The 18,122-nt window shown below is 56.5% G+C and carries 19 protein-coding genes and 2 pseudogenes; 12 read left to right on the top strand and 9 right to left on the bottom strand.

What is annotated here, in order from left to right; translation table 11 throughout:
* Nucleotides 1-26 precede the first annotated feature (26 nt).
* Nucleotides 27-620 carry a recombinase family protein gene (locus tag OU993_RS17905; RefSeq protein WP_172873079.1) on the bottom strand — a complete coding sequence of 198 codons (594 nt, stop codon included), beginning with the start codon at nucleotides 618-620 and terminating at the stop codon, nucleotides 27-29.
* A gap of 154 nt (nucleotides 621-774) precedes the next feature.
* Between OU993_RS17905 and OU993_RS28905 the strand changes: the two are divergent.
* A pseudogene (locus OU993_RS28905) lies at nucleotides 775-984 on the top strand (DUF4158 domain-containing protein); the annotation flags it as partial.
* 51 nt (nucleotides 985-1,035) lie between these two features.
* Here OU993_RS28905 and OU993_RS17895 read toward each other — a convergent pair.
* Complete coding sequence (locus OU993_RS17895; RefSeq protein WP_268159770.1) at nucleotides 1,036-1,803, bottom strand: IS6 family transposase; 768 nt, start codon at nucleotides 1,801-1,803, stop codon at nucleotides 1,036-1,038.
* On the bottom strand, nucleotides 1,803-2,129 hold the full coding sequence (locus OU993_RS17890) for a hypothetical protein (protein ID WP_268159774.1): 327 nt from the start codon (nucleotides 2,127-2,129) through the stop codon (nucleotides 1,803-1,805). Before OU993_RS17890 ends, OU993_RS17895 begins: the two co-directional genes overlap by 1 nt.
* A 322-nt stretch (nucleotides 2,130-2,451) precedes the next feature.
* Here OU993_RS17890 and OU993_RS17885 point away from each other — a divergent pair, with 322 nt between their 5' ends.
* Nucleotides 2,452-4,608: a hypothetical protein gene (locus tag OU993_RS17885; RefSeq protein WP_268159772.1), complete on the top strand. Its 2,157-nt coding sequence runs from the start codon at nucleotides 2,452-2,454 to the stop codon at nucleotides 4,606-4,608.
* Between the two features lie 199 nt (nucleotides 4,609-4,807).
* On the opposite strand, the gene OU993_RS17880 is transcribed toward OU993_RS17885, so the two are convergent.
* On the bottom strand, nucleotides 4,808-5,899 hold the full coding sequence (locus tag OU993_RS17880; RefSeq protein ID WP_268159787.1) for an RHE_PE00001 family protein: 1,092 nt from the start codon (nucleotides 5,897-5,899) through the stop codon (nucleotides 4,808-4,810).
* Nucleotides 5,900-5,997: 98 nt separating this feature from the next.
* On the opposite strand from OU993_RS17880, the gene OU993_RS17875 reads away from it, so the two are divergent.
* From OU993_RS17875 to OU993_RS17855, 5 genes are all read left to right on the top strand, one after another.
* Nucleotides 5,998-6,765: an IS6 family transposase gene (locus OU993_RS17875; protein ID WP_268159770.1), complete on the top strand. Its 768-nt coding sequence runs from the start codon at nucleotides 5,998-6,000 to the stop codon at nucleotides 6,763-6,765.
* 1,346 nt (nucleotides 6,766-8,111) lie between these two features.
* Nucleotides 8,112-9,302 (top strand): plasmid partitioning protein RepA, encoded by a 1,191-nt coding sequence (gene repA / locus OU993_RS17870; RefSeq protein ID WP_268159768.1) that lies wholly within the window; start codon nucleotides 8,112-8,114, stop codon nucleotides 9,300-9,302.
* A 71-nt stretch (nucleotides 9,303-9,373) separates the two neighbouring features.
* The gene (gene repB / locus OU993_RS17865) at nucleotides 9,374-10,354 is read left to right on the top strand and encodes a plasmid partitioning protein RepB (RefSeq protein WP_268159766.1); all 981 of its coding nucleotides are present in this window, start codon (nucleotides 9,374-9,376) and stop codon (nucleotides 10,352-10,354) included.
* A 159-nt stretch (nucleotides 10,355-10,513) separates the two neighbouring features.
* On the top strand, nucleotides 10,514-11,752 hold the full coding sequence (gene repC, locus OU993_RS17860; RefSeq protein WP_268159764.1) for a plasmid replication protein RepC: 1,239 nt from the start codon (nucleotides 10,514-10,516) through the stop codon (nucleotides 11,750-11,752).
* 134 nt (nucleotides 11,753-11,886) lie between these two features.
* On the top strand, nucleotides 11,887-12,315 hold the full coding sequence (locus OU993_RS17855; protein ID WP_268159789.1) for a hypothetical protein: 429 nt from the start codon (nucleotides 11,887-11,889) through the stop codon (nucleotides 12,313-12,315).
* On the opposite strand, the pseudogene OU993_RS17850 reads toward OU993_RS17855, so the two are convergent.
* Nucleotides 12,244-12,471, bottom strand: a pseudogene (locus tag OU993_RS17850) (helix-turn-helix domain-containing protein); the annotation flags it as partial. The gene OU993_RS17855 and the pseudogene OU993_RS17850 sit on opposite strands and share 72 nt — an antisense overlap.
* A gap of 124 nt (nucleotides 12,472-12,595) precedes the next feature.
* Nucleotides 12,596-13,669, bottom strand: a complete 1,074-nt coding sequence (locus tag OU993_RS17845; RefSeq protein WP_268159762.1) for an RcgR family putative quorum lactone hydrolase — start codon at nucleotides 13,667-13,669, stop codon at nucleotides 12,596-12,598.
* Between the two features lie 197 nt (nucleotides 13,670-13,866).
* Here OU993_RS17845 and OU993_RS17840 point away from each other — a divergent pair, with 197 nt between their 5' ends.
* The 3 genes from OU993_RS17840 to OU993_RS17830 are packed head-to-tail and all read left to right on the top strand — an operon-like array spanning nucleotide 13,867 to nucleotide 15,456.
* Nucleotides 13,867-14,496 (top strand): Mu transposase domain-containing protein, encoded by a 630-nt coding sequence (locus OU993_RS17840; protein WP_268159760.1) that lies wholly within the window; start codon nucleotides 13,867-13,869, stop codon nucleotides 14,494-14,496.
* Complete coding sequence (istB, locus tag OU993_RS17835; RefSeq protein WP_268154921.1) at nucleotides 14,489-15,262, top strand: IS21-like element helper ATPase IstB; 774 nt, start codon at nucleotides 14,489-14,491, stop codon at nucleotides 15,260-15,262. Before OU993_RS17840 ends, istB begins: the two co-directional genes overlap by 8 nt.
* A complete protein-coding gene (locus tag OU993_RS17830; protein ID WP_268155107.1) occupies nucleotides 15,259-15,456 on the top strand; it encodes a hypothetical protein in 198 nt (65 codons plus the stop codon). The genes istB and OU993_RS17830 overlap by 4 nt, the downstream gene beginning before the upstream one ends.
* A gap of 39 nt (nucleotides 15,457-15,495) precedes the next feature.
* Here the strand turns inward: OU993_RS17830 and OU993_RS17825 are convergent, their stop codons facing one another.
* Nucleotides 15,496-16,173 carry an IS6 family transposase gene (locus OU993_RS17825; RefSeq protein WP_442793002.1) on the bottom strand — a complete coding sequence of 226 codons (678 nt, stop codon included), beginning with the start codon at nucleotides 16,171-16,173 and terminating at the stop codon, nucleotides 15,496-15,498.
* A 25-nt stretch (nucleotides 16,174-16,198) separates the two neighbouring features.
* On the opposite strand from OU993_RS17825, the gene OU993_RS28900 reads away from it, so the two are divergent.
* Both OU993_RS28900 and OU993_RS17820 read left to right on the top strand, forming a co-directional pair.
* Nucleotides 16,199-16,540: a thermonuclease family protein gene (locus OU993_RS28900; protein ID WP_442793000.1), complete on the top strand. Its 342-nt coding sequence runs from the start codon at nucleotides 16,199-16,201 to the stop codon at nucleotides 16,538-16,540.
* Nucleotides 16,541-16,571: 31 nt separating this feature from the next.
* A complete protein-coding gene (locus OU993_RS17820; protein ID WP_268159758.1) occupies nucleotides 16,572-17,183 on the top strand; it encodes a hypothetical protein in 612 nt (203 codons plus the stop codon).
* A 56-nt stretch (nucleotides 17,184-17,239) separates the two neighbouring features.
* Here OU993_RS17820 and OU993_RS17815 read toward each other — a convergent pair whose 3' ends face one another.
* Together OU993_RS17815 and OU993_RS17810 are read right to left on the bottom strand one after the other, a co-directional pair.
* Nucleotides 17,240-17,521, bottom strand: coding sequence for a type II toxin-antitoxin system RelE/ParE family toxin (locus OU993_RS17815; RefSeq protein ID WP_268159785.1), 282 nt, complete (start codon nucleotides 17,519-17,521; stop codon nucleotides 17,240-17,242).
* 25 nt (nucleotides 17,522-17,546) lie between these two features.
* Nucleotides 17,547-17,798: a type II toxin-antitoxin system ParD family antitoxin gene (locus tag OU993_RS17810; protein ID WP_268159756.1), complete on the bottom strand. Its 252-nt coding sequence runs from the start codon at nucleotides 17,796-17,798 to the stop codon at nucleotides 17,547-17,549.
* Nucleotides 17,799-18,122 lie beyond the last annotated feature (324 nt).

Here is an 18,122-nt window from a genome sequence, read left to right as displayed (position 1 = left end):
GAACAAGATTTGCGTGAAATCGTACGCTAAGGCCGAACGGAGCGTGAACTCTCATCTCGGACCCGCATGATGGTCTGTCGGCTGGTTCCGAATTTCCTGGCGATCGCCGAAACGCTCATCTCTTTTGCGAGATCGTCACGCACGCCCTGTTTCTGTTCCTCGTTGAGTGTCGAGGGTCGTCCGAGGATCTTGCCTTCGGACTTTGCCCGCCTGAGGCCGGATTGGGTGCGTTCGATCAGCAGATCCCGTTCGAACTGCGCGACGGCATTAAGAACCTGCATGGTCATGGTGCCGGATGAACTGGTGAGATCGGCACCACCCAGAGCGAGACAATAGACTTTCACGCCCATCTCCGCGAGGGCCTTAACAGTGGTGCTGACATCGATGGCGTCACGACCGAGTCGATCAAGCTTGGTGACAATGAGAACGTCACCGGATTCCAGCCGGTCCATGAGTTTGGAAAAGCCACGGCGCTGCGCGATTGCCGTGCTGCCGGAAACTGTCTCGGTGACGATCCGGCGCGGCTCGACCTGAAAGCCGGCGGCCTCAATTTCCTGAATCTGGTTTTCGGTAGTCTGTCCGGTCGTTGAGACACGGACATAAGCAAAAGTGCGTGGCATGGGGTCAATTTCGTCCGAATAGGCTGTCCGAAATATCTTCTCTGTCCTAAATCCTGTCAAGATAATTTGTGGACAGGGTGCTTTACGCCTGTACGCAATCGACCGTTTTCGGACAGAGGATCGGCCACCCAGCGCGTACTAAAGGAGTGAAACGGTGGCCCGACGAAAGCTTCTTCATGCACAGGATCGACGGGGGCTGTTTGATATTCCGACGGATGAGGAAAGCCTGATCCAGCACTACTCTCTGTCGCCAGCCGATCGGCTGGAAGTCGAGCTTCGCCGACGGGGACATAACCAGCTCGGGTTTGCCGTGCAGCTCTGCCTGATGCGTTATCCCGGTCGGACAATGCTACCAAACGAAACGGCTCTGTTGCAAATATTCTTGATGGCTACGAGGAGGCTTCGTATGCATGCCTCACGCGGTTTTAGCGTCGAGATTCTGCGCGAGGAGGGCCACAGCCTCGGTGAGTGCGCTGGGCCCAATCCCGAAGGCTCGTTCAACGATCCGTGCTTCTCCACGAATGTCGCCAGTTAGGTTGAAAATGGCTGCCTGACCCTTGCGCAAAGCCCGCATGACCTCGAAACCTTTGATCGTCGCATAGGCCGTTTTCAACGTCTTGAACCCTCTGACTGGCTTGATTAGCTGTTTGAGCTTGCCATGATCGGCCTCGACCACATTGTTCAGATATTTGACCTGCCGATGGACGAGCTCTTTCGGGCACTTACCTTCGGCCTTCAATTCCGAAATCGCGATCCCGTAGGTCGGCGCCTTGTCGGTGTTCATGACTGTTGGCTTTTCCCAATCCTTCATGCCATTCAGTGCCTTGCCGAGAAATCGCTTGGCTGCTTTGGCATTGCGCGTCGGCGACAGATAGAAATCGATCGTGTTGCCGAACTTGTCGACGGCCCGGTACAGATAGGTCCATTTGCCGCGAACCTTCACGTAGGTTTCATCGACGCGCCAACTGGTCGATTGCGGTCGCCGCCAATGCCAACGCAATCGTTTCTCGATTTCCGGTGCGTATTTCTGGACCCAGCGATAGATCGTGGAATGATCGACGGACACACCGCGTTCGCCCATCATCTGTTCGAGATCGCGGTAGCTCACTCCATAGCGGCAATACCAGCGCACGGCCCACAAGATCACCTCGCCCTGAAAATGACGCCACTTAAAATCGCTCATCAAAAGTCTCGCAGAATATCACCAGCGCTCTTTCTGGCATCAACGGATTTTTTGCAACAGAGCCCGACGGTCGCGGGCACGCGCACATATTGCGCGACCCCAAGATCATGGTCGTAGTCGCCGAGGTGGAACTGTAGTCCGTTCAGGATACGCTCACAGGAGTCGACAATCTTTTTGCGATCCTTGATCGGGTTACTGTGAAACAGCTCGTTGCGTGTCTCCTTGATGACCCGCATCGTGTCGTTAAACATGGTTTTCGTGAAGGTGAAGCCGAGGACAGAGTCCGGGGCAAACATGTCGCGGATCAGGAGCCAGTCCGCCTGCATAATTGTCCATAGATCACCCAGGGTAAGGCAATAGTAGAACTCGTCGGTTTTGTTGTTTCCCGTAACATTGTCTTGCGAGAGGGTCGATTTCGGTCGCGCAAAGTGTCGGTATCTGGTCGCAGCGAACCTATGAACTTTAGCTAGATGCCCTACTCTGCCTCTTGCATTCTAAAACCATACGTTGAGAATGTGCGGCCGACGGGGAATCCGGTTAGGCAGCTCGCATATGCCCGACGGGCGCAAAGCTTATCCTGGTCCCAACTTTCGAGCGCCAGGTTTCCAACAATGATGTTCTTCCACCCCGCAATGTCACGATCCGCCCATGGTTATGCCGCATCCCGAGATCTTCTATATCTATGCCCTGAAAGCCTGGGAGCCGCATGAGGTCACCCCTTTCCAAGGATTTGCACCGGGACTAATCCCCCTCGCCCAATTGTTGGCGCATCCGGCCTTTTTGCCGAGAGATATCGTCCAGCTCACGATGCCGCCCGATAACCAATTGGCACGCCGGCGGGCCGGTATGGCGCATTGGATCTGGAGCCCTGTCAATGTCGAAACCCTGATCCGGAAACGCAAGCCCATGCCTGCCGCGCCGTTCATGGTGGTGTTCACGGGGGACGAGGCTGTCGCGCGCGCGGTCTCCAAATGGAGAAAAACCCTCACGCTCAAACCGCTGCATGTCAGTATGGTTGAAGGTGTCGGCGCGCTTTTGCCAGGCGAAATCACCGTCGAGCGTATTCGCCAGTTTTGCAAGGTGGCACTCCGGCAAGCCAAATCTCTGCACCGTCGCCTCGATATCGATGAAAGTCTGGCGGCCATGGATAACTGGACGCCGCTTAAATCCCGGCCTTCGAGCATTTTCTATCACGGGCATAATGTGACGGTAGCGAACGAGCTAACGCTTCGGAGCGTGGGTGAGGACGCCCCTTCCGATCCGCAAGGACATCTCAATGCTTCTAGCCATGAAAGCTATGTAAGCGGGATCACCGAATCGACAGAAGCTGTCCTGAAGCTGCAGGAAGCCGTCGCTGACCGCGCTGCATTTCTCGTGTATCCGCGCCTACCAGATATCGTGTTGGTTGCGCCCGCCTCTTACCGACGGATAGAAGAACAGCTTCAGCAAAATGCACCCGAAATCATAAAGAGAGTGCTGCGGGCCATGGAGCGGCAAAGAGGTTTCACCCTGACGGTAAAGGCCGACGAGGAGGATATGGACAGTATCGGCCCGATCATGAGTTCCCGCGGCGCCGAGTTGAAGCTCCAGTCCCTCGCCGTAGCCATGCGATCGGCTTCGACGCTTGCTGCCACTATACGGCTTGCGCCGGCAGTCAACCGCACTGACCGAGTGGTCGCACAGCTCTCTACCCATCTCCGCAACTATGACAATCCTCCGGATACGAAGACAGCGCGGGTGTTCAGAGCCGTTCAGCAGGCTCTTGCTGATGCCGTGCCTGGGGAGCATCTGGATATCATCCGGGCATCAAAGTCCGGTATCAAAATCATTTCTGACGCGGCGATGGAATGGCTGCCGGTAGATGGCCTTCCCCTTGGGATTTACACCGATTTATCGCGGATACCGGTGACACCGGGCAATATTCTGATGGAGCAATTGCGCCCGCAATTACCGGTACAAGTCACGCCGGAGAACTTCCGTAATTTTCTCCTCCTATCCATGTTCGATGAAAACGACCATCTTGCCGAGATCATCGGCAAAGCCGTCGCCACGCTCGAGGACAGCAAGGGACGCGCTATCCGCGGCACGAGGTGCACGCCCAAGACGCTCGAGGAATTTGTCAGTGCGATCAATGCCTATAACGGCCCAATGCTGATCGTGGACAGCCATGGGCAGCATATCAATGACAAGGTCCCGGGTGGCCTCATCATCGGCGGCGAGTCGATCGATATATGGTCCCTGCGCGATCATATCCGCGTGCCGCCCATCGTCATCCTCAGCGCCTGCGATACCCATCCTCATGACCGCAACCATGCCTCCGTCGCCAATGGTTTCCTTAGCTGCGGTGCTTCCGCCGTGCTTGCCACCGTTCTACCCATCCGCGGTATCGACGCGGCACGTTTTGTTAGACGGCTTTTGCTGCGAGCGGTCGAATATGGTGGCCTGATGAACAGTATGGGGCGCTCGGTATCCTGGACCCATATCGTCGGCGGAGCACTCCGGATGCAGCTGGCAAGCGATATATGCTACGGCCTGAAAGCGAAAGGCCTGATAACAACGGAGCAGACAGAGGAATTGCAATTATCCGCCAACATGGACCTCAACCCACACCGCAAGGACTGGCTGGTCAGGCTGGCCTCACGGTGCCAAGAGGCCGGTGGATTCGATCAGGCGCGCTGGCAGACGCTCTTTGATGATATCCTAGCTGCGTCCGATGTCATTCGGTACACCCACCTCGGAAATCCGGAAAGTATAATCCTTTCCGAACCGACAGTCTTCGAGCGTTTCTACACTGCCTTCGAATGAAGGCGAGCCAAAAGACCGAAGCTGATTAGATTTGTACGGGGAAAGAGATGAACGCGCCGCAGGCGCAAACACTCCAAAATACTCCAGCCCTCACCGTACACACAGGTTATGCCCCGCCCATCATATCCGGCAGAGGTCGGTCTTAGACATCCCTTCGGGCATCGTATCGGCGGCCGGAGGCGTCGCCCTTGTTCCATTCTCAGACAACACCCCATGCTCGAAACCTCCCCCTCCCCGTCATCTCGCGCAGACCCAGCTCCAAAACGATCCGCCGCGCCGCCTGCGGCGTCACGTCGAGCGCCTTCGCGACCATCCCGGCCGACACGAGCGGTTTCGCCATCACCAGCTCGACCAGTTCCGGCAGTTTTGAAGACGTCCGGCGCCCGCCCAGCTTTCGCTCGAACATCGTGCGCGCCAACGCCAGCCGGTCATGTTCCTTCAGCCCGATCTCAGCCGCCGCGATTATCCCATGCGCGATGGCCAGCAGCCGGGTTTCGCGGTCGCGATGCCGGCGCCGATCGACCGGAATGGTTTTGAGGCCGAGATTGATGGCTGCGAGGTGCGCGCCTGACGTGATGCCGGCCTGGCGCAGGATCGCGGCGGAAAACAGCCGGCCAAGCCAGGGTGCATGCTGAAGAACGGAAAGCTCGCTCCAGGCATCGAGGGCAACAATCGCCTGCAGCACTGGCGGCAAGTTCTCCGTCTGGCGCAACACGCCGCGCCATTCATCGAGCCGGGCATCCTCGTCCCAGTCGAGATCATAGACCAGCGCGTCTCGGTCTGCCGCGCTGGCGCGGCCGGGCCGCGTTGCGTTTTCGATCGCGGCCTCCGATCGGGCCAGCACCGCATCGATGGCAGCGTAGTCGACGCCGGGGAGATTTTCGATGTCGTCGGCGACGCCCCCCTCCCCTTCCGGATCGATCGCGACCGCCGGCCGAATAACTCCGGCCGTCCTCTCCTCGTCTCCGCCGCCCGACCCTATCTCCGAGCTTTTCCGCAGCGTCCGTATACCATCGGCGGACAAGGCCCAATCCGAGGATTGCGCGGAAATCCGCCGGCGGGTTCTCAGCACGTCGCGGGCGATTGTCAGTTCGTGGGTGGGTGTGCGAATATCGCGTGTGGCATCGTGCAGGACCAGGTCTTCGAGATGGACGAGCTCGCCGTCGATCCACAGCGAGGCGCAGGCTTCCGTAAACTGGGTGCGCTCAAGGAAGCCGGTTCCGACTGGCGAACGGGCGATACGCTCATCGAGACGCGTGAGCGCGATACCGGCGTCGAAAGCCGGCCGCATCAGTACCTGGAGCAAATCCGGTGGCACCAGGGATGGCTCTGTTGCAAAAAATCCGTTGATGCCAGAAAGAGCGCTGGTGATATTCTGCGAGACTTTTGATGAGCGATTTTAAGTGGCGTCATTTTCAGGGCGAGGTGATCTTGTGGGCCGTGCGCTGGTATTGCCGCTATGGAGTGAGCTACCGCGATCTCGAACAGATGATGGGCGAACGCGGTGTGTCCGTCGATCATTCCACGATCTATCGCTGGGTCCAGAAATACGCACCGGAAATCGAGAAACGATTGCGTTGGCATTGGCGGCGACCGCAATCGACCAGTTGGCGCGTCGATGAAACCTACGTGAAGGTTCGCGGCAAATGGACCTATCTGTACCGGGCCGTCGACAAGTTCGGCAACACGATCGATTTCTATCTGTCGCCGACGCGCAATGCCAAAGCAGCCAAGCGATTTCTCGGCAAGGCACTGAATGGCATGAAGGATTGGGAAAAGCCAACAGTCATGAACACCGACAAGGCGCCGACCTACGGGATCGCGATTTCGGAATTGAAGGCCGAAGGTAAGTGCCCGAAAGAGCTCGTCCATCGGCAGGTCAAATATCTGAACAATGTGGTCGAGGCCGATCATGGCAAGCTCAAACAGCTAATCAAGCCAGTCAGAGGGTTCAAGACGTTGAAAACGGCCTATGCGACGATCAAAGGTTTCGAGGTCATGCGGGCTTTGCGCAAGGGTCAGGCAGCCATTTTCAACCTAACTGGCGACATTCGTGGAGAAGCACGGATCGTTGAACGAGCCTTCGGGATTGGGCCCAGCGCACTCACCGAGGCTGTGGCCCTCCTCGCGCAGAATCTCGACGCTAAAACCGCGTGAGGCATGCATACGAAGCCTCCTCGTAGCCATCAAGAATATTTGCAACAGAGCCGAAAACAGAGGATCCCCCACATGAATGAGCAGATTTTTACAGTCATGGAGTTTTCCGGCCGAGGCGATGCCATGTTCGGCGGTAGTTCCGCCGACTGGCGGAAGCCTACCTTTGGTGCGCTGATAGCATTTTAATGCTTTTACGGGGCTGGTTCGGAAGAGCCGGCCTTGTCGCCATTCAGACGATTGCGATCCTTGACAATCCAGCGGGCTGCGGGTCGCCGGATGGGAGACCGCCCCTCCTCTATGGCTCTCTTCCCGCTCAGTCGGCTGTAGCGGTGAAACCTGGCAGATCGAGCAGGAGGGGTTGTTAGGCCCTACACTCTGGCCGGGCTGCGCCACTCAGAAGGTTTCGAATAGATTGCAAAGGTCTCAGTGCCGGAACTCCCCTGCCCTATTAAACGGCCGTGATGTCAACGAAATTGGTGCTAACGGCGGCGTCTTCCGCTGCTCTCATCGAATGGAACACCAAACACCACCATAGGCCGCAGGCTTCTTGGCGATCCGAGCGACCGTAGGAATATCTTCTGGAATAGAGGCGAGTCGATCTCCTCGATCCCGGGTTTTTTGCACCGCCGCCAAATGTCAACGCTGCGGGAGTCAAGCATGATCACGATCTCAAACGGCCTCACCCGTGCCGATCAACTTGCCACAGCCGTGATACTCGACATGCGCGAGAACTAGGTGCCGACAGCCCGCCCTACTCCGGCTAATCTAAATTAAGATCGCCGATACGAGGCGTTCGCGTCCTCCCTCTCGCACTCTTCACCCGCCTCTGACAAAGCATTTCGCCAATACCCTGCGATGACCGGCTGATTATCGCCCGTGCGGCTAGCGAAGGGACCTCGCGGGAAACGAATTGCCAGTGTTGGGGATGCGGATCGGATGAGGCTGAAGAGGTAGACGGTGAGAGTTTATCCGCTGAATGGTTCCCTCACGAGGTGGCGCACCGATATATACGACGGGTGGCTTCAGTTTGGGTCGATGGGTTCGTGAAGGAACTAAACCAAAATTGATGATTTGAACAACAGCGCGTCAGCCCGTGCGCGGTAGGTGGCATCTATTGTGGATCAACTTGTTGTAGCCACTACAGAATTTAGAGTTTTGACGGCAGTCAACACGTGGCGCGGGGCTTCACTCGCTGTCCGCGCGTCGCCAAAACATAGCTTCCTTGACCCCTCATGAGCCTTAAGGTTTTGTTAACTTAATTTTCCTTGCTGGAATCAGAGAATCGGGGATAATGACGGCATATCCTCAGTTTCGGTAATTTTACCGGCAGAATGGTCAACGACCCTATGAACGCGTTCTCACTTCCTTCGTTCGAACTGGACGACAAGATACTGATGCAAGGTGCGGAAATCTCTCGCAGGCTTAACCAGCTGCGGCTGGAGAATTTCCCGCCGAGCGCGAAGAAAACCTTGCGGCAATTTTCTGTGGGTGAGGTTGCCCACTACCTCGGCGTTACGCCAAGCAATCTGAAACGGCTTTATTTGGATGGCAAGGGACCGATCCCTACCACAATGTCGGGGAACAGGAAGTACTACACAGCCGAGCAGATGCTGGAGCTGCGGCAGTACCTCGCGGAAACCGGGAAGAGCGAAGCCAAGAGATACCTCCCACAGCGCAAGCCGGGCGACAAGCTTCAGGTCATTGCCGTAGTGAACTTCAAGGGTGGTAGTGGCAAAACGACGACTGCTGCCCACCTAGCCCAGCATCTTGCGCTTACGGGCCATCGAGTTCTAGCCATCGACCTCGATCCGCAGGCTTCGCTCTCGGCTCTGCATGGCTTTCAGCCCGAACTCGATCAAAACCCATCGCTCTACGATACGATCCGATACGACGAGCGGAAGCCGATTTCGGATGTGATCTTACCAACCAATTTCCCTGGCCTCGACATCATCCCGGCGAATCTCGAGCTTCAGGAGTACGAATACGATACCCCGCTCGCGATGCAGGCCGGCAACGAGGGCAAGCGGTTTTTCACTCGACTTGGCAAGGCCCTCATGGACGTCGATGATCGTTACGATGTTGTGATCATCGATTGTCCGCCGCAGCTAGGATATCTTTCGTTGACTGCCCTCACCGCCTCAACATCGGTTTTGATTACCGTCCACCCACAAATGCTGGACCTGATGTCCATGAGTCAGTTCTTGCTGATGCTCGGCAACATCACGAAGACCATCAAGGCGGCTGGTGCTGACGTAAGACTTGATTGGCTACGCTACCTGATCACCCGTTTTGAGCCACAAGACGTGCCTCAGGTTCAAATGCTTGGCTTCATGCAATCAATGCTCGCCGAGGAAATCCTCAAGACGCCGATGGTAAAGACGACTGCGATCTCTGACGCCGGATTGACCAAGCGGAGTCTTTACGAGTTAGAGCGCTCTAACTTTACCCGGGGGACTTACGACCGCGCCATCGAGTGCATGGATGCCGTGAATTTTGAAATTCAGGGGCTTATCCATCGAGCATGGGGGAGAATGTAACGTGTTGACCGCCGTCAAAATCCAGAAGGTTCTTCATAGATTCAACCGCTTAGCGATCCGAGGATAACAAGATGGCGCGGAAGAACCCATTTATGAACGTCATGAGCGAGGAAGCGCCGGATAACTCCAAGGCGATCCTCGAATATACGAACAAGGGGGCATCGAAGTCGCTTATCCATTCTTTGGACGAGATGGCCGCGCAGGCAAATCGCTTTCTAGAAGGAGAGACTGTTGTCGAGCTCGATCCCGCTATCATCGATGATTCGTTCATTCGCGACCGCCTCGAAGACGACCCGGCAGATTTTGACGAGCTCCTGTCAGCAATCCGAGATCGCGGGCAGGACACTCCTATCCTTGTGAGGCCGCACCCGTCCGCCACGGGGCGGTACATGGTGGTATTCGGGCACAGACGCCTTCGTGCGGCCATGGCGCTCGAGCGGAAAGTCCGTGCGGTCGTCAAAGACCTTAAAGACAGCGATCACCTCGTCGCCCAGGGCCAAGAGAACTCCGCACGGGCAAACCTGTCGTTTATCGAGAAGGCAATCTTCGCTGCAGAGATTGCCCGTCGTCGGTTCGATGGCGACAACGCGATTGTCCTTTCTGCTCTGTCTATAGACCGGGCAACGCTGTCGAAGATGCTCGCCGTCTCAACCATTCCCAAACTGGTGCTTGATGCCGTCGGCGCCGCCAAGGGCATCGGGAGGGATCGCTGGTACGAACTCAAGAACCTGTTAGAGCGTCCATCGACTCTTGATAAAGCACTGAACTTCATTGAGACCGCCGACTTCAAAGCAAATGGCGGCGACGACCGTTTCGATGCACTACTGGCTTTTTTGAAGGCAGTTGGGAAGCAGAGCAGTCCTAAGGCGATTAGAACCCATAAGTGGTCGTCAGAAGACAAAGCCGTATCAGCCTATATCAAGGCGGACGCAAAAACATACACCTTTGCCCTGAAAGCACGGGATGCCGCGGGCTTCGGCGATTTCATCGCTGACAGCCTGGGAGACTTGTACAAAGCTTACCGGAACAAATTAGATCAACAAGGAGAGTAATCGGCAAAAGAAAAAGGCCCCCAAACGACCAAAGTCATGGAAGCCCTTCTCGTATTCCCTAAGCAAGAACGAGAATCGCATTTCCATGGATCCCAGTCAAGAGTCTTTGGCATCGTTTTGGTGAGCGGATTTCTTTTGCCTGAAGAAAGGTGAAGGAATATGCAGACGGGAAATGTGACGACGCCCTTTGGGCGGCGGCCGGTTGTGCTTGCTCTTGTAAAGAGGCAGCTTCAGACGTCCGAGACGAAACCAAACCGCCCGGTCGAAAAATGGAAGGTGTTTCGCGACGCCTGTGAGGCCCGTGAACGCCTCGGCCTCCAGGACAGGGCGCTGACTGTGCTGGACGCATTGCTGACGTTTTATCCGGAAAGCGAGCTCAACTGCGATAGCGGATTGGTGGTCTTCCCTTCGAACGCCCAGCTTTCTGTAAGAGCGCACGGCATCACTGGAACGACCTTGCGGCGCCATTTGGCTGCCCTGGTCGAAGCCGGGCTCATCCAGCGCAAGGACAGTCCGAACGGCAAGCGCTACGCTCACCGGGACAAGGGTGGCGATATCGAGCAAGCCTTTGGGTTCGATCTTTCTCCACTTTTGGCTCGTGCTGCGGAACTTGCAATTCTGGCACAGGAAGTCGCTGCCGAACGCCTGCAGTTTAGGCGAGCCAAAGAGGCACTGACTATCTGCCGGCGTGATGTACGCAAACTGATTTCAGCAGCGATGGAGGAGGGGGCCGACGGCGACTGGGAAGCCATCGAAGACATGTATGTCGGCATTGTCAGCCGACTTCCCCGCAATCCTGACCGTCACCAGGTGGAGGCAATCCTCGACGAGATGCAGCTTTTGCGCACCGAAATCCTCAACCTTCTGGAAAATCAGTTAGATTCTCAAAATATGGAGGGCAATGCTGTTCAAAATGGCTGCCACATACAGAATTCAAAACCCGAATCCATCTATGAACTTGAACCTAGCTCTGGAAAAGAGCAGGGCGGAGCCGTCGAGCTGGAAGTAGCACCCAAAGCGGTTGCTCAGCCGTTGGCAAAGCCGGAACAGATCAAGGCGTTCCCGCTGTCGATGGTCCTGAAAGCCTGCCCGCAGATTTCGGACTACGGGCCCGGGGGCACGATCTCCCATTGGCGCGAGCTGATGGGCGCCGCGGTGGTGGTACGATCAATGCTTGGTGTTAGCCCGTCGGCTTACCAGGAGGCTTGCGAGGTGATGGGGCCGGAGAACGCGGCGGTTGCCATGGCTGCAATCTTGGAGAGGGCAGGGCATATCAATTCGGCAGGTGGATATCTCCGCGATCTCACGCGCCGGGCGAGGGTAGGGGAGTTCGGACTGGGACCGATGCTGATGTCGCTGATGCGTGCAAATGCGAACAGCGATCGGAAAGCGGGGTGAGCGGTAGTGCCGACGCACCGGGTCGTGGGCTCGATCGAATAGACCACAGGGACGAAGGGACGACGCGTTCCTAAATGGCCATCACTTGACGGCCCTTTCCGTTCTTCAATCGTCTGTCGGGGTATCGACCTTGGATGATTTTCGACCTGGTGGTCGGCCAGAGGGACGGCCTTCCTGCTGACTCTCGCCGCTTTTCTAGTCAGTCGTTGGCGTTCGGCCTCAGCTTGTGCTTCGGCCTGCGCTTCCGCTCTTTGCCGAGCTTCAAGAACATCCTTAGGCGTCAGTTGGCCAACTATACCGATCAAACTGCGTATGGTGTCATGCGGGAGGTCATGAATGAGTCTGAAGAGTTCAACCCGATCATCGGCCTCTTCAGGATTGTTGCCGTAGAGATGAGGTGCCGCGGCATGAATCATCTGCATCGGCAGGAACCCGAGGAGCTCGGAAAGATGAATCATTCGAGAGACGGTAAGTCGCGAAATGTTCAGTTCGTAGCGGCTATAGACCACTCGAGCGAGACCAGCCAAGGTCGCGAAATCACTCTGGGTCAGACCAGTTTCTAAGCGTTGGGACTGTAGGAATGCGGACAGTTTTGCGTCAATCTCGCCGAAGCTGACTATGCCGTCGAATCCCTCATGGCGGTACAAGCGTCTCTGGAAATCTGGATCTGTAGTCTCAACCAGTTCCCTTGATTTGATATAGTCGGATAGATTCCGCACCGTCGGTATTCCCTCAGTCCCCAAGTCCGCCTGGGGCGGTTATCACGCACATGTAATTCCAAAAAGGCACTGTCATTCAACAACCATGGCGCTGCAATGCTGCCAACTTGAACTTGAGGCGGGCTCACACTCCGCTTAGATAGATGCGGAAATTCCGGACTTCCCAAAGCTCCTTCAGGGTCGGTATCTCCATCAAAAATCTCAGCACCTTCCTGGCTGCGATCATGTTGTAGGGGAACATCCCAATGGAGGAGTGTCCACAATTGAGCTGCACAAGCTCTGGTGGCCGTCCGCGTAAGCCAGTCAACTCGTGTATCAGGTGGTGCGCCCTGTCTGGGCGCGCAATCGTATCGCGCTTCCCCTGCACGAACAGCAATTCTAGCTCAGGACGCGAGAGCCAGAAAGTATGCATGTCGAGATTAATCAGGGTCCACGCTTTCCTCAAATCTTCAAGTGACATGAAGGGGTCAATCCGCCCTCTTAGACGTTGCATGGTCTCAGAAGTCCAAATCAGGTCAGCAGGGCTTGGCGGTGTTACCATCAGGACGGCCTTATCGACTTTCTCTTCTTGAGCTGCCACCAGTCCAGCAACTGTGCCACCTAAACACATGCCTACGACGGAAATCGTGCGGTACCTCTGACCTTTCAGCCAGCGAACAATTTTTCGGCCGTCCAACACCGCCTGCCTCATGGATCGAAGAGTTCGGCCTACGCTGGCATTGAAAAATTGTTCCTCCGAACAATCGTTCGAGCCCCGACTGAAATGATACGGTAGGGTCGCCTCGACGACAGTCATACCCCTCTTGGCAAAATATTTGGAGAACGCTGGATACCGGTTGCGTGAGTACCAGTGATGAAACACGACAAGCGCGTGGTCTTTTGCTCCGCTCTCGGTCACAACGCACTCAAAGACGTTGTTTCTCTCGTCAGATGTCTTGATGTCCGATTCAAAAATGACTCGGTTTTCATCTTGGTAGATCGGTTCAGCCGGCAAGAGCGGTGCGAAAAACGCTTCTGTTTCGCAGAGCGTCGTGACGACCAAGTTGTGGTGGCCATCATTTACAACTGGCTCATCGACCGCAAATGCCAGAGAGGCGTCATGTGCGAAACCGATAGCGCTTTTGCTAATTCGCTCCTGACGTTGGAGTGACCGCTTGATGTGTTTGCGATCATGATGACGTGCGAGATAGCGAAACATAACTTTCTCCTGTTCGTCGCAGATGCAAAACCCTCATTCGCCACATCCGGGAAGCCTTCTTCATCGCCCGCACCTTCAAGGACCTCGACGATCTCAATGCCCAGGCCGAACACTGGTGCCGGACCCAGGCTGCCGACAGGCCATGCCCGGAGGACCGGGCAATGACGGTGCGTGAGGCGTTCTCAAAAGAACAGCCCATGCTTCTGCCCTTGCCGGCCAATCCCTATCCCGTCGAGGAGCAGGTGGCCGTGAAGGTTGGCAAGACACCCTACGTGCGCTTCGATCTGAACGATTACTCGGTCCCTCATACGCATGTCCAACGAACACTCACCGTTCGCGCCGATCTCGTCCAGGTCAGGATATTCGACGCCGCCACGATGATCGCCAGCCACCGTCGCAGCTTCGATAGGGGCCAGCAGATCGAGGATCCTCAGCACCTGAAGGCACTCGTCGCCGTCAAGCGCGAGGCACGCCAGCATCGCGGCCTCAATAGCCTGACGCGGGCCGTGCCGGCTTGTCAGAAGCTGATGATGCATGCCGCAGAACGTGGCGCCAATATCGGCGCAATCACCAACGCCATGCTGACGTTGCTCGACCTCTACGGCGCCCAGGAACTCCAGGCGGCCGTCGAAGACGCTTTGCGCGCCGGCGCCTCGCATTCCAAGGCGGTTCGATCAGTGCTCGAACGCCGCCGGATTGCGCGGGGCGCTCCGCCCCCGGTCGAAACCAGGCTGCCCGAGCATGTCCGCAAGAAGGACACGACTGTCATTCCCCACAAGCTCGACCGTTACGATCAACTCACATTGAAAGGAAACGACGATGAATAAGATCGACACCCTGTTCAATCGCGCCAGACAATTGCGCCTTTATGGCCTGACGGCCCATTGGGACGAGATCGCCACACAGGACTGGGTGCCGACCGTGATCCGGTGGGAAGAAGACGAGCGCTCCGACCGCTCGCTGCTGCGACGCATGCGCACCGCCAGGCTCGGCCACTTCAAGCAAATGGCCGACTATGACTGGAAGTGGCCGCGCCGCATCGACCGCGCCACCGTCGAGGAACTGATGACGCTGGCATTCATGAAGGATGCCACCAACATCGTCTTCATCGGTCCGAACGGCGTCGGCAAATCGACGCTCGCCCTCAACATCGCCTACCAGGCACTCATCCGGGGCCATTCGGTCCTGTTCCGCACCGCCAGCGAAATGCTCGGCGAACTCGCCGCCATCGACAGCGATTCCCTGCTGCGCCGCAAGCTTCAGTACTATGCTTCCCATGACGTCCTGCTGATCGACGAGATCGGCTACCTATCCTATTCCAACCGCCATGCCGATCTGCTCTTCGAGCTCATCAGCCGCCGATACGAGAAACGCTCGACCATCGTCACCACCAATAAACCCTTTGCGCAATGGTCGGAGGTCTTTCCGAACGCCGCGTGCGTCGTCAGCCTGGTCGATCGTCTCGTCCACCACTGCGAAGTCGTCGCGATCGAAGGAGATTCCTATCGCTTCAAGGAAGCCAACGAGCGCTCCATAGCCCAGCGTCAGCAACGCGCCAGTCACCAATCCGGCGAAACAGAGCCCGCATCATGACCGAAAAGACGCACCACTCTTCAGGTCTCAAGCGTGGCCTGCCAATCCTCATCAGTGCCGAATGGACCCCCGAGCAGGCATGGGCCGTCTTCGAACTCCTCGATGATCTGCGCGACGCCATCTGGAACCATTACGCCCCTGACATCCAGCACATGGTCCAAAACCAACAAGCTTCCGACGATAATCAAGATTAGCAACACTGAAGGCGGCTTCTTCAGCCGCTTTCAAAGTTCTCAATCCTCGGCACCATTTATCCGCGCTTTTGGACAGCCGCCAACAGCGGCTGTCAGATTTTTGCGGTGAAGATGGAAGAGGTTGGCGATTGGGCCATGGATGGAGACGAAACGCTGGCATTGTCGTGCCGACTTGAACCGCATCATGCCGCGCTCTCGTCGTCGAACCGCCAGATGGGAATTCTCCGCTCGGTTGTTCAAACCCTTATGCGAGCGATGCTCGACACCGGGCATGATTTCTCTTCTGGCTGCGTCGTAGGATCTGAGCTTGTCGGTGATCATGACACGCGGTGAGACACACTGACCTTTCAGTAGTTTTCGCATCAGCCGAAGGGCCGCCTTCTTGTTCCGGCGGCTCTGTATCAGCGCGTCGAGAACATAACCATCAGCATCGACGGCCCGCCATAGCCAGTATTTTTTGCCGTTGATACCAACCACCATTTCATCGAGATGCCATTTGTCGGCAAGCTTTCCGGCTGAGCGCTGGCGGATGGTGCGGGCATATTGTCGCCCGAACTTGGCGGCCCATTCCGCGACCGTCTGGAATGAGACTTGAATGCCGCGCTCGGCCAGCAGATCTTCTACATGACGCAGGCTTAGCGGAAATCGGAAGTAGAGCCACACCGCATGCGCTATGATCTCGGCGGGAAAGCGATGACGCTTATACCTGGGCGTCATAATATTGGTCGGCGGGTTCGGGCTCATGTCCGTAAATACCGCGGAAAATGTTAAGGCGACGCTACCTCCCGAACTCGATCATCCTTGGGGCAAGCAATCCAAATGGGCCTTGGTGCAACTGTGCAAGGGTCAAACGGTAACGGCCCACATCCGGCCGGAACTCTCTTATGATAGGGTAGTGGCAGAATGCTTCTTGTCTGACGGGCGCGATTTGGCCGCTGAGCTTGTGCGGGCGGGTATGGCGCTCGACTGGCCTAAGTTTTCGGGGGGTAAATACCGGCACCTCGAAACAGCCGATGCAAGGCGTAAGCTATGGCGGGCTGACGCACGCCAGCGCGGCAAGCTGCGCTCTCAGAGCGACTGCTAGATTGCGCTTGAGGTAACGGAGGAGATGGGAGTTGAATTGGCTATCCAAAATATTCAGACGGTCGAAAACGGATGATTTTCAGACGTTCGTGAAGTCCATATCCATCGACACGAGCGGCCCGGAATTCGCGGATCTCTATCCCACCTATGAAGCAATTAGGGAGGCGATCGTGAATGTGGGTTGCTTCAAGTCCTCCGACATTGATTGGATAACCGACATTGCGACCACGCAGATTCAAAGCGGGATGAACTTTCGGGGTCCGGTTCAGCAAATAGTGAGGTCAGGGCCGTTGATGACGCCCGACGCCCTCAAGGCTGCCGGTTTGAATGTCAGGCGAAAAGTCGGCACGCGTTTCATTGAGGCTATCGCCGTCGGTACGGCTGAGGAGGCGATAGAGGCCCTGGACCTGGCGCTTCACACCGAAACCTCAAAAGCGAACCAACTGCATAAACTGAACCGTATGAAGAGAATTGGCATTGATTTCTGCAAATTCCTCGGTCCAGGGGAGGGGGCAAACCTACCCCTGGAAGCTGAGCTAACCGGCCAACGTCTATCTATTGAAGACGCCATAGATCTGGTGAAATCGCGTGCCAGCGAGATCCGCAGATCTGTTTTCACGCCAGAAGTGAACTTCAAAGGGTAGAGCCACCTGCCCCACAGGAAGCATTGCCCCCGCAACGTGAGCGAAGCTCGCGAACGTCAACCGCCGAAATCCTGCGGCTTGATGTCCTGCGCGCCGTGCATGACCCGGAGCACCACCACACGGTCGTGATATGAGCGGTAATAGATGCAACGCTGGCGATACGGGAAGCCGCGCAAACCCTCCAGGATGTGGTCACGCGGCGAGCCGGTGAAATCGGTTTCGGCTATCCAGGCAATCTTGGCGGTGAGGTCGGCCAAGAACTCCTGCGCGTAATGAGGGCTGCTCTCGGCGATGTAGCGCCGAATCCCCCGCAGGTCTTGGACAGCGAGGGGAGCGATGATGAGGCGTTTCGGGTTGATGGTCTTAGCCTTCGTTCATTACGTCTTGCAGGAGATCCGCGCCATTGGCGTACTCCTTACCAAGGCCTGCCTCAATCTCAGCGTCGGCTGCCATGATATCATTGCGCAATGCCTGCATCTTGATTTCATAATCGGCAAGCATACGGATACCGGCGCGCACCGCCTCGGTTTCCGTACCAAAACGGCCATTCTTGACGAGGTCCGAGAGAATCCCGTCATAATTGTCTCCCAACGAAAACGTCTTTGCTCGCGCCATGTGCTCAGCTCCTTTGTCCCTACCTTATGCATAAAACCAATACTTTTACAATACTTTTGCTGACATCCCTCTTTCAATGCAGGTTGCAGCCATGCAACCCTGCCTGACCGGCGAGGTCTGGGGGTAGCAAGGGCAAGGGTTTCAGGCGGCGGGCGCACAAGCGCAGCGCGGAGCCTCGGGAGACCGCCCCCTTGCTCGCGCGAGGGGCAACGCCCCATAGTAATTCTCACAACACGGGAGACGCCCATTGGCTCAAATTACAAATCCCTGTGCCCCGTCCAGTTCGTAGCAAACGAGCTGCTGCTTACAGACAGCAAAATACCG

The sequence above is a fragment of the Rhizobium sp. SL86 genome, assembly GCF_026672545.1.
GTDB lineage: Bacteria > Pseudomonadota > Alphaproteobacteria > Rhizobiales > Rhizobiaceae > Neorhizobium.
The sequence above is the reverse complement of the archived record's forward strand: the minus strand, read 5'-3'. Positions and strand labels throughout refer to the sequence as shown.

Coding starts and splice junctions, on each gene's coding strand:
- OU993_RS17905 (WP_172873079.1), bottom strand. CDS start 620: ATGCCACGCACTTTTGCTTATGTCCGTGTCTCAACGACCGGACAGACT.
- OU993_RS17895 (WP_268159770.1), bottom strand. CDS start 1,803: ATGAGCGATTTTAAGTGGCGTCATTTTCAGGGCGAGGTGATCTTGTGG.
- OU993_RS17890 (WP_268159774.1), bottom strand. CDS start 2,129: ATGCAGGCGGACTGGCTCCTGATCCGCGACATGTTTGCCCCGGACTCT.
- OU993_RS17885 (WP_268159772.1), top strand. CDS start 2,452: ATGGTTATGCCGCATCCCGAGATCTTCTATATCTATGCCCTGAAAGCC.
- OU993_RS17880 (WP_268159787.1), bottom strand. CDS start 5,899: ATGCGGCCGGCTTTCGACGCCGGTATCGCGCTCACGCGTCTCGATGAG.
- OU993_RS17875 (WP_268159770.1), top strand. CDS start 5,998: ATGAGCGATTTTAAGTGGCGTCATTTTCAGGGCGAGGTGATCTTGTGG.
- repA (WP_268159768.1), top strand. CDS start 8,112: ATGAACGCGTTCTCACTTCCTTCGTTCGAACTGGACGACAAGATACTG.
- repB (WP_268159766.1), top strand. CDS start 9,374: ATGGCGCGGAAGAACCCATTTATGAACGTCATGAGCGAGGAAGCGCCG.
- repC (WP_268159764.1), top strand. CDS start 10,514: ATGCAGACGGGAAATGTGACGACGCCCTTTGGGCGGCGGCCGGTTGTG.
- OU993_RS17855 (WP_268159789.1), top strand. CDS start 11,887: ATGATTTTCGACCTGGTGGTCGGCCAGAGGGACGGCCTTCCTGCTGAC.
- OU993_RS17845 (WP_268159762.1), bottom strand. CDS start 13,669: ATGTTTCGCTATCTCGCACGTCATCATGATCGCAAACACATCAAGCGG.
- OU993_RS17840 (WP_268159760.1), top strand. CDS start 13,867: ATGCTTCTGCCCTTGCCGGCCAATCCCTATCCCGTCGAGGAGCAGGTG.
- istB (WP_268154921.1), top strand. CDS start 14,489: ATGAATAAGATCGACACCCTGTTCAATCGCGCCAGACAATTGCGCCTT.
- OU993_RS17830 (WP_268155107.1), top strand. CDS start 15,259: ATGACCGAAAAGACGCACCACTCTTCAGGTCTCAAGCGTGGCCTGCCA.
- OU993_RS17825 (WP_442793002.1), bottom strand. CDS start 16,173: ATGACGCCCAGGTATAAGCGTCATCGCTTTCCCGCCGAGATCATAGCG.
- OU993_RS28900 (WP_442793000.1), top strand. CDS start 16,199: ATGTCCGTAAATACCGCGGAAAATGTTAAGGCGACGCTACCTCCCGAA.
- OU993_RS17810 (WP_268159756.1), bottom strand. CDS start 17,798: ATGGCGCGAGCAAAGACGTTTTCGTTGGGAGACAATTATGACGGGATT.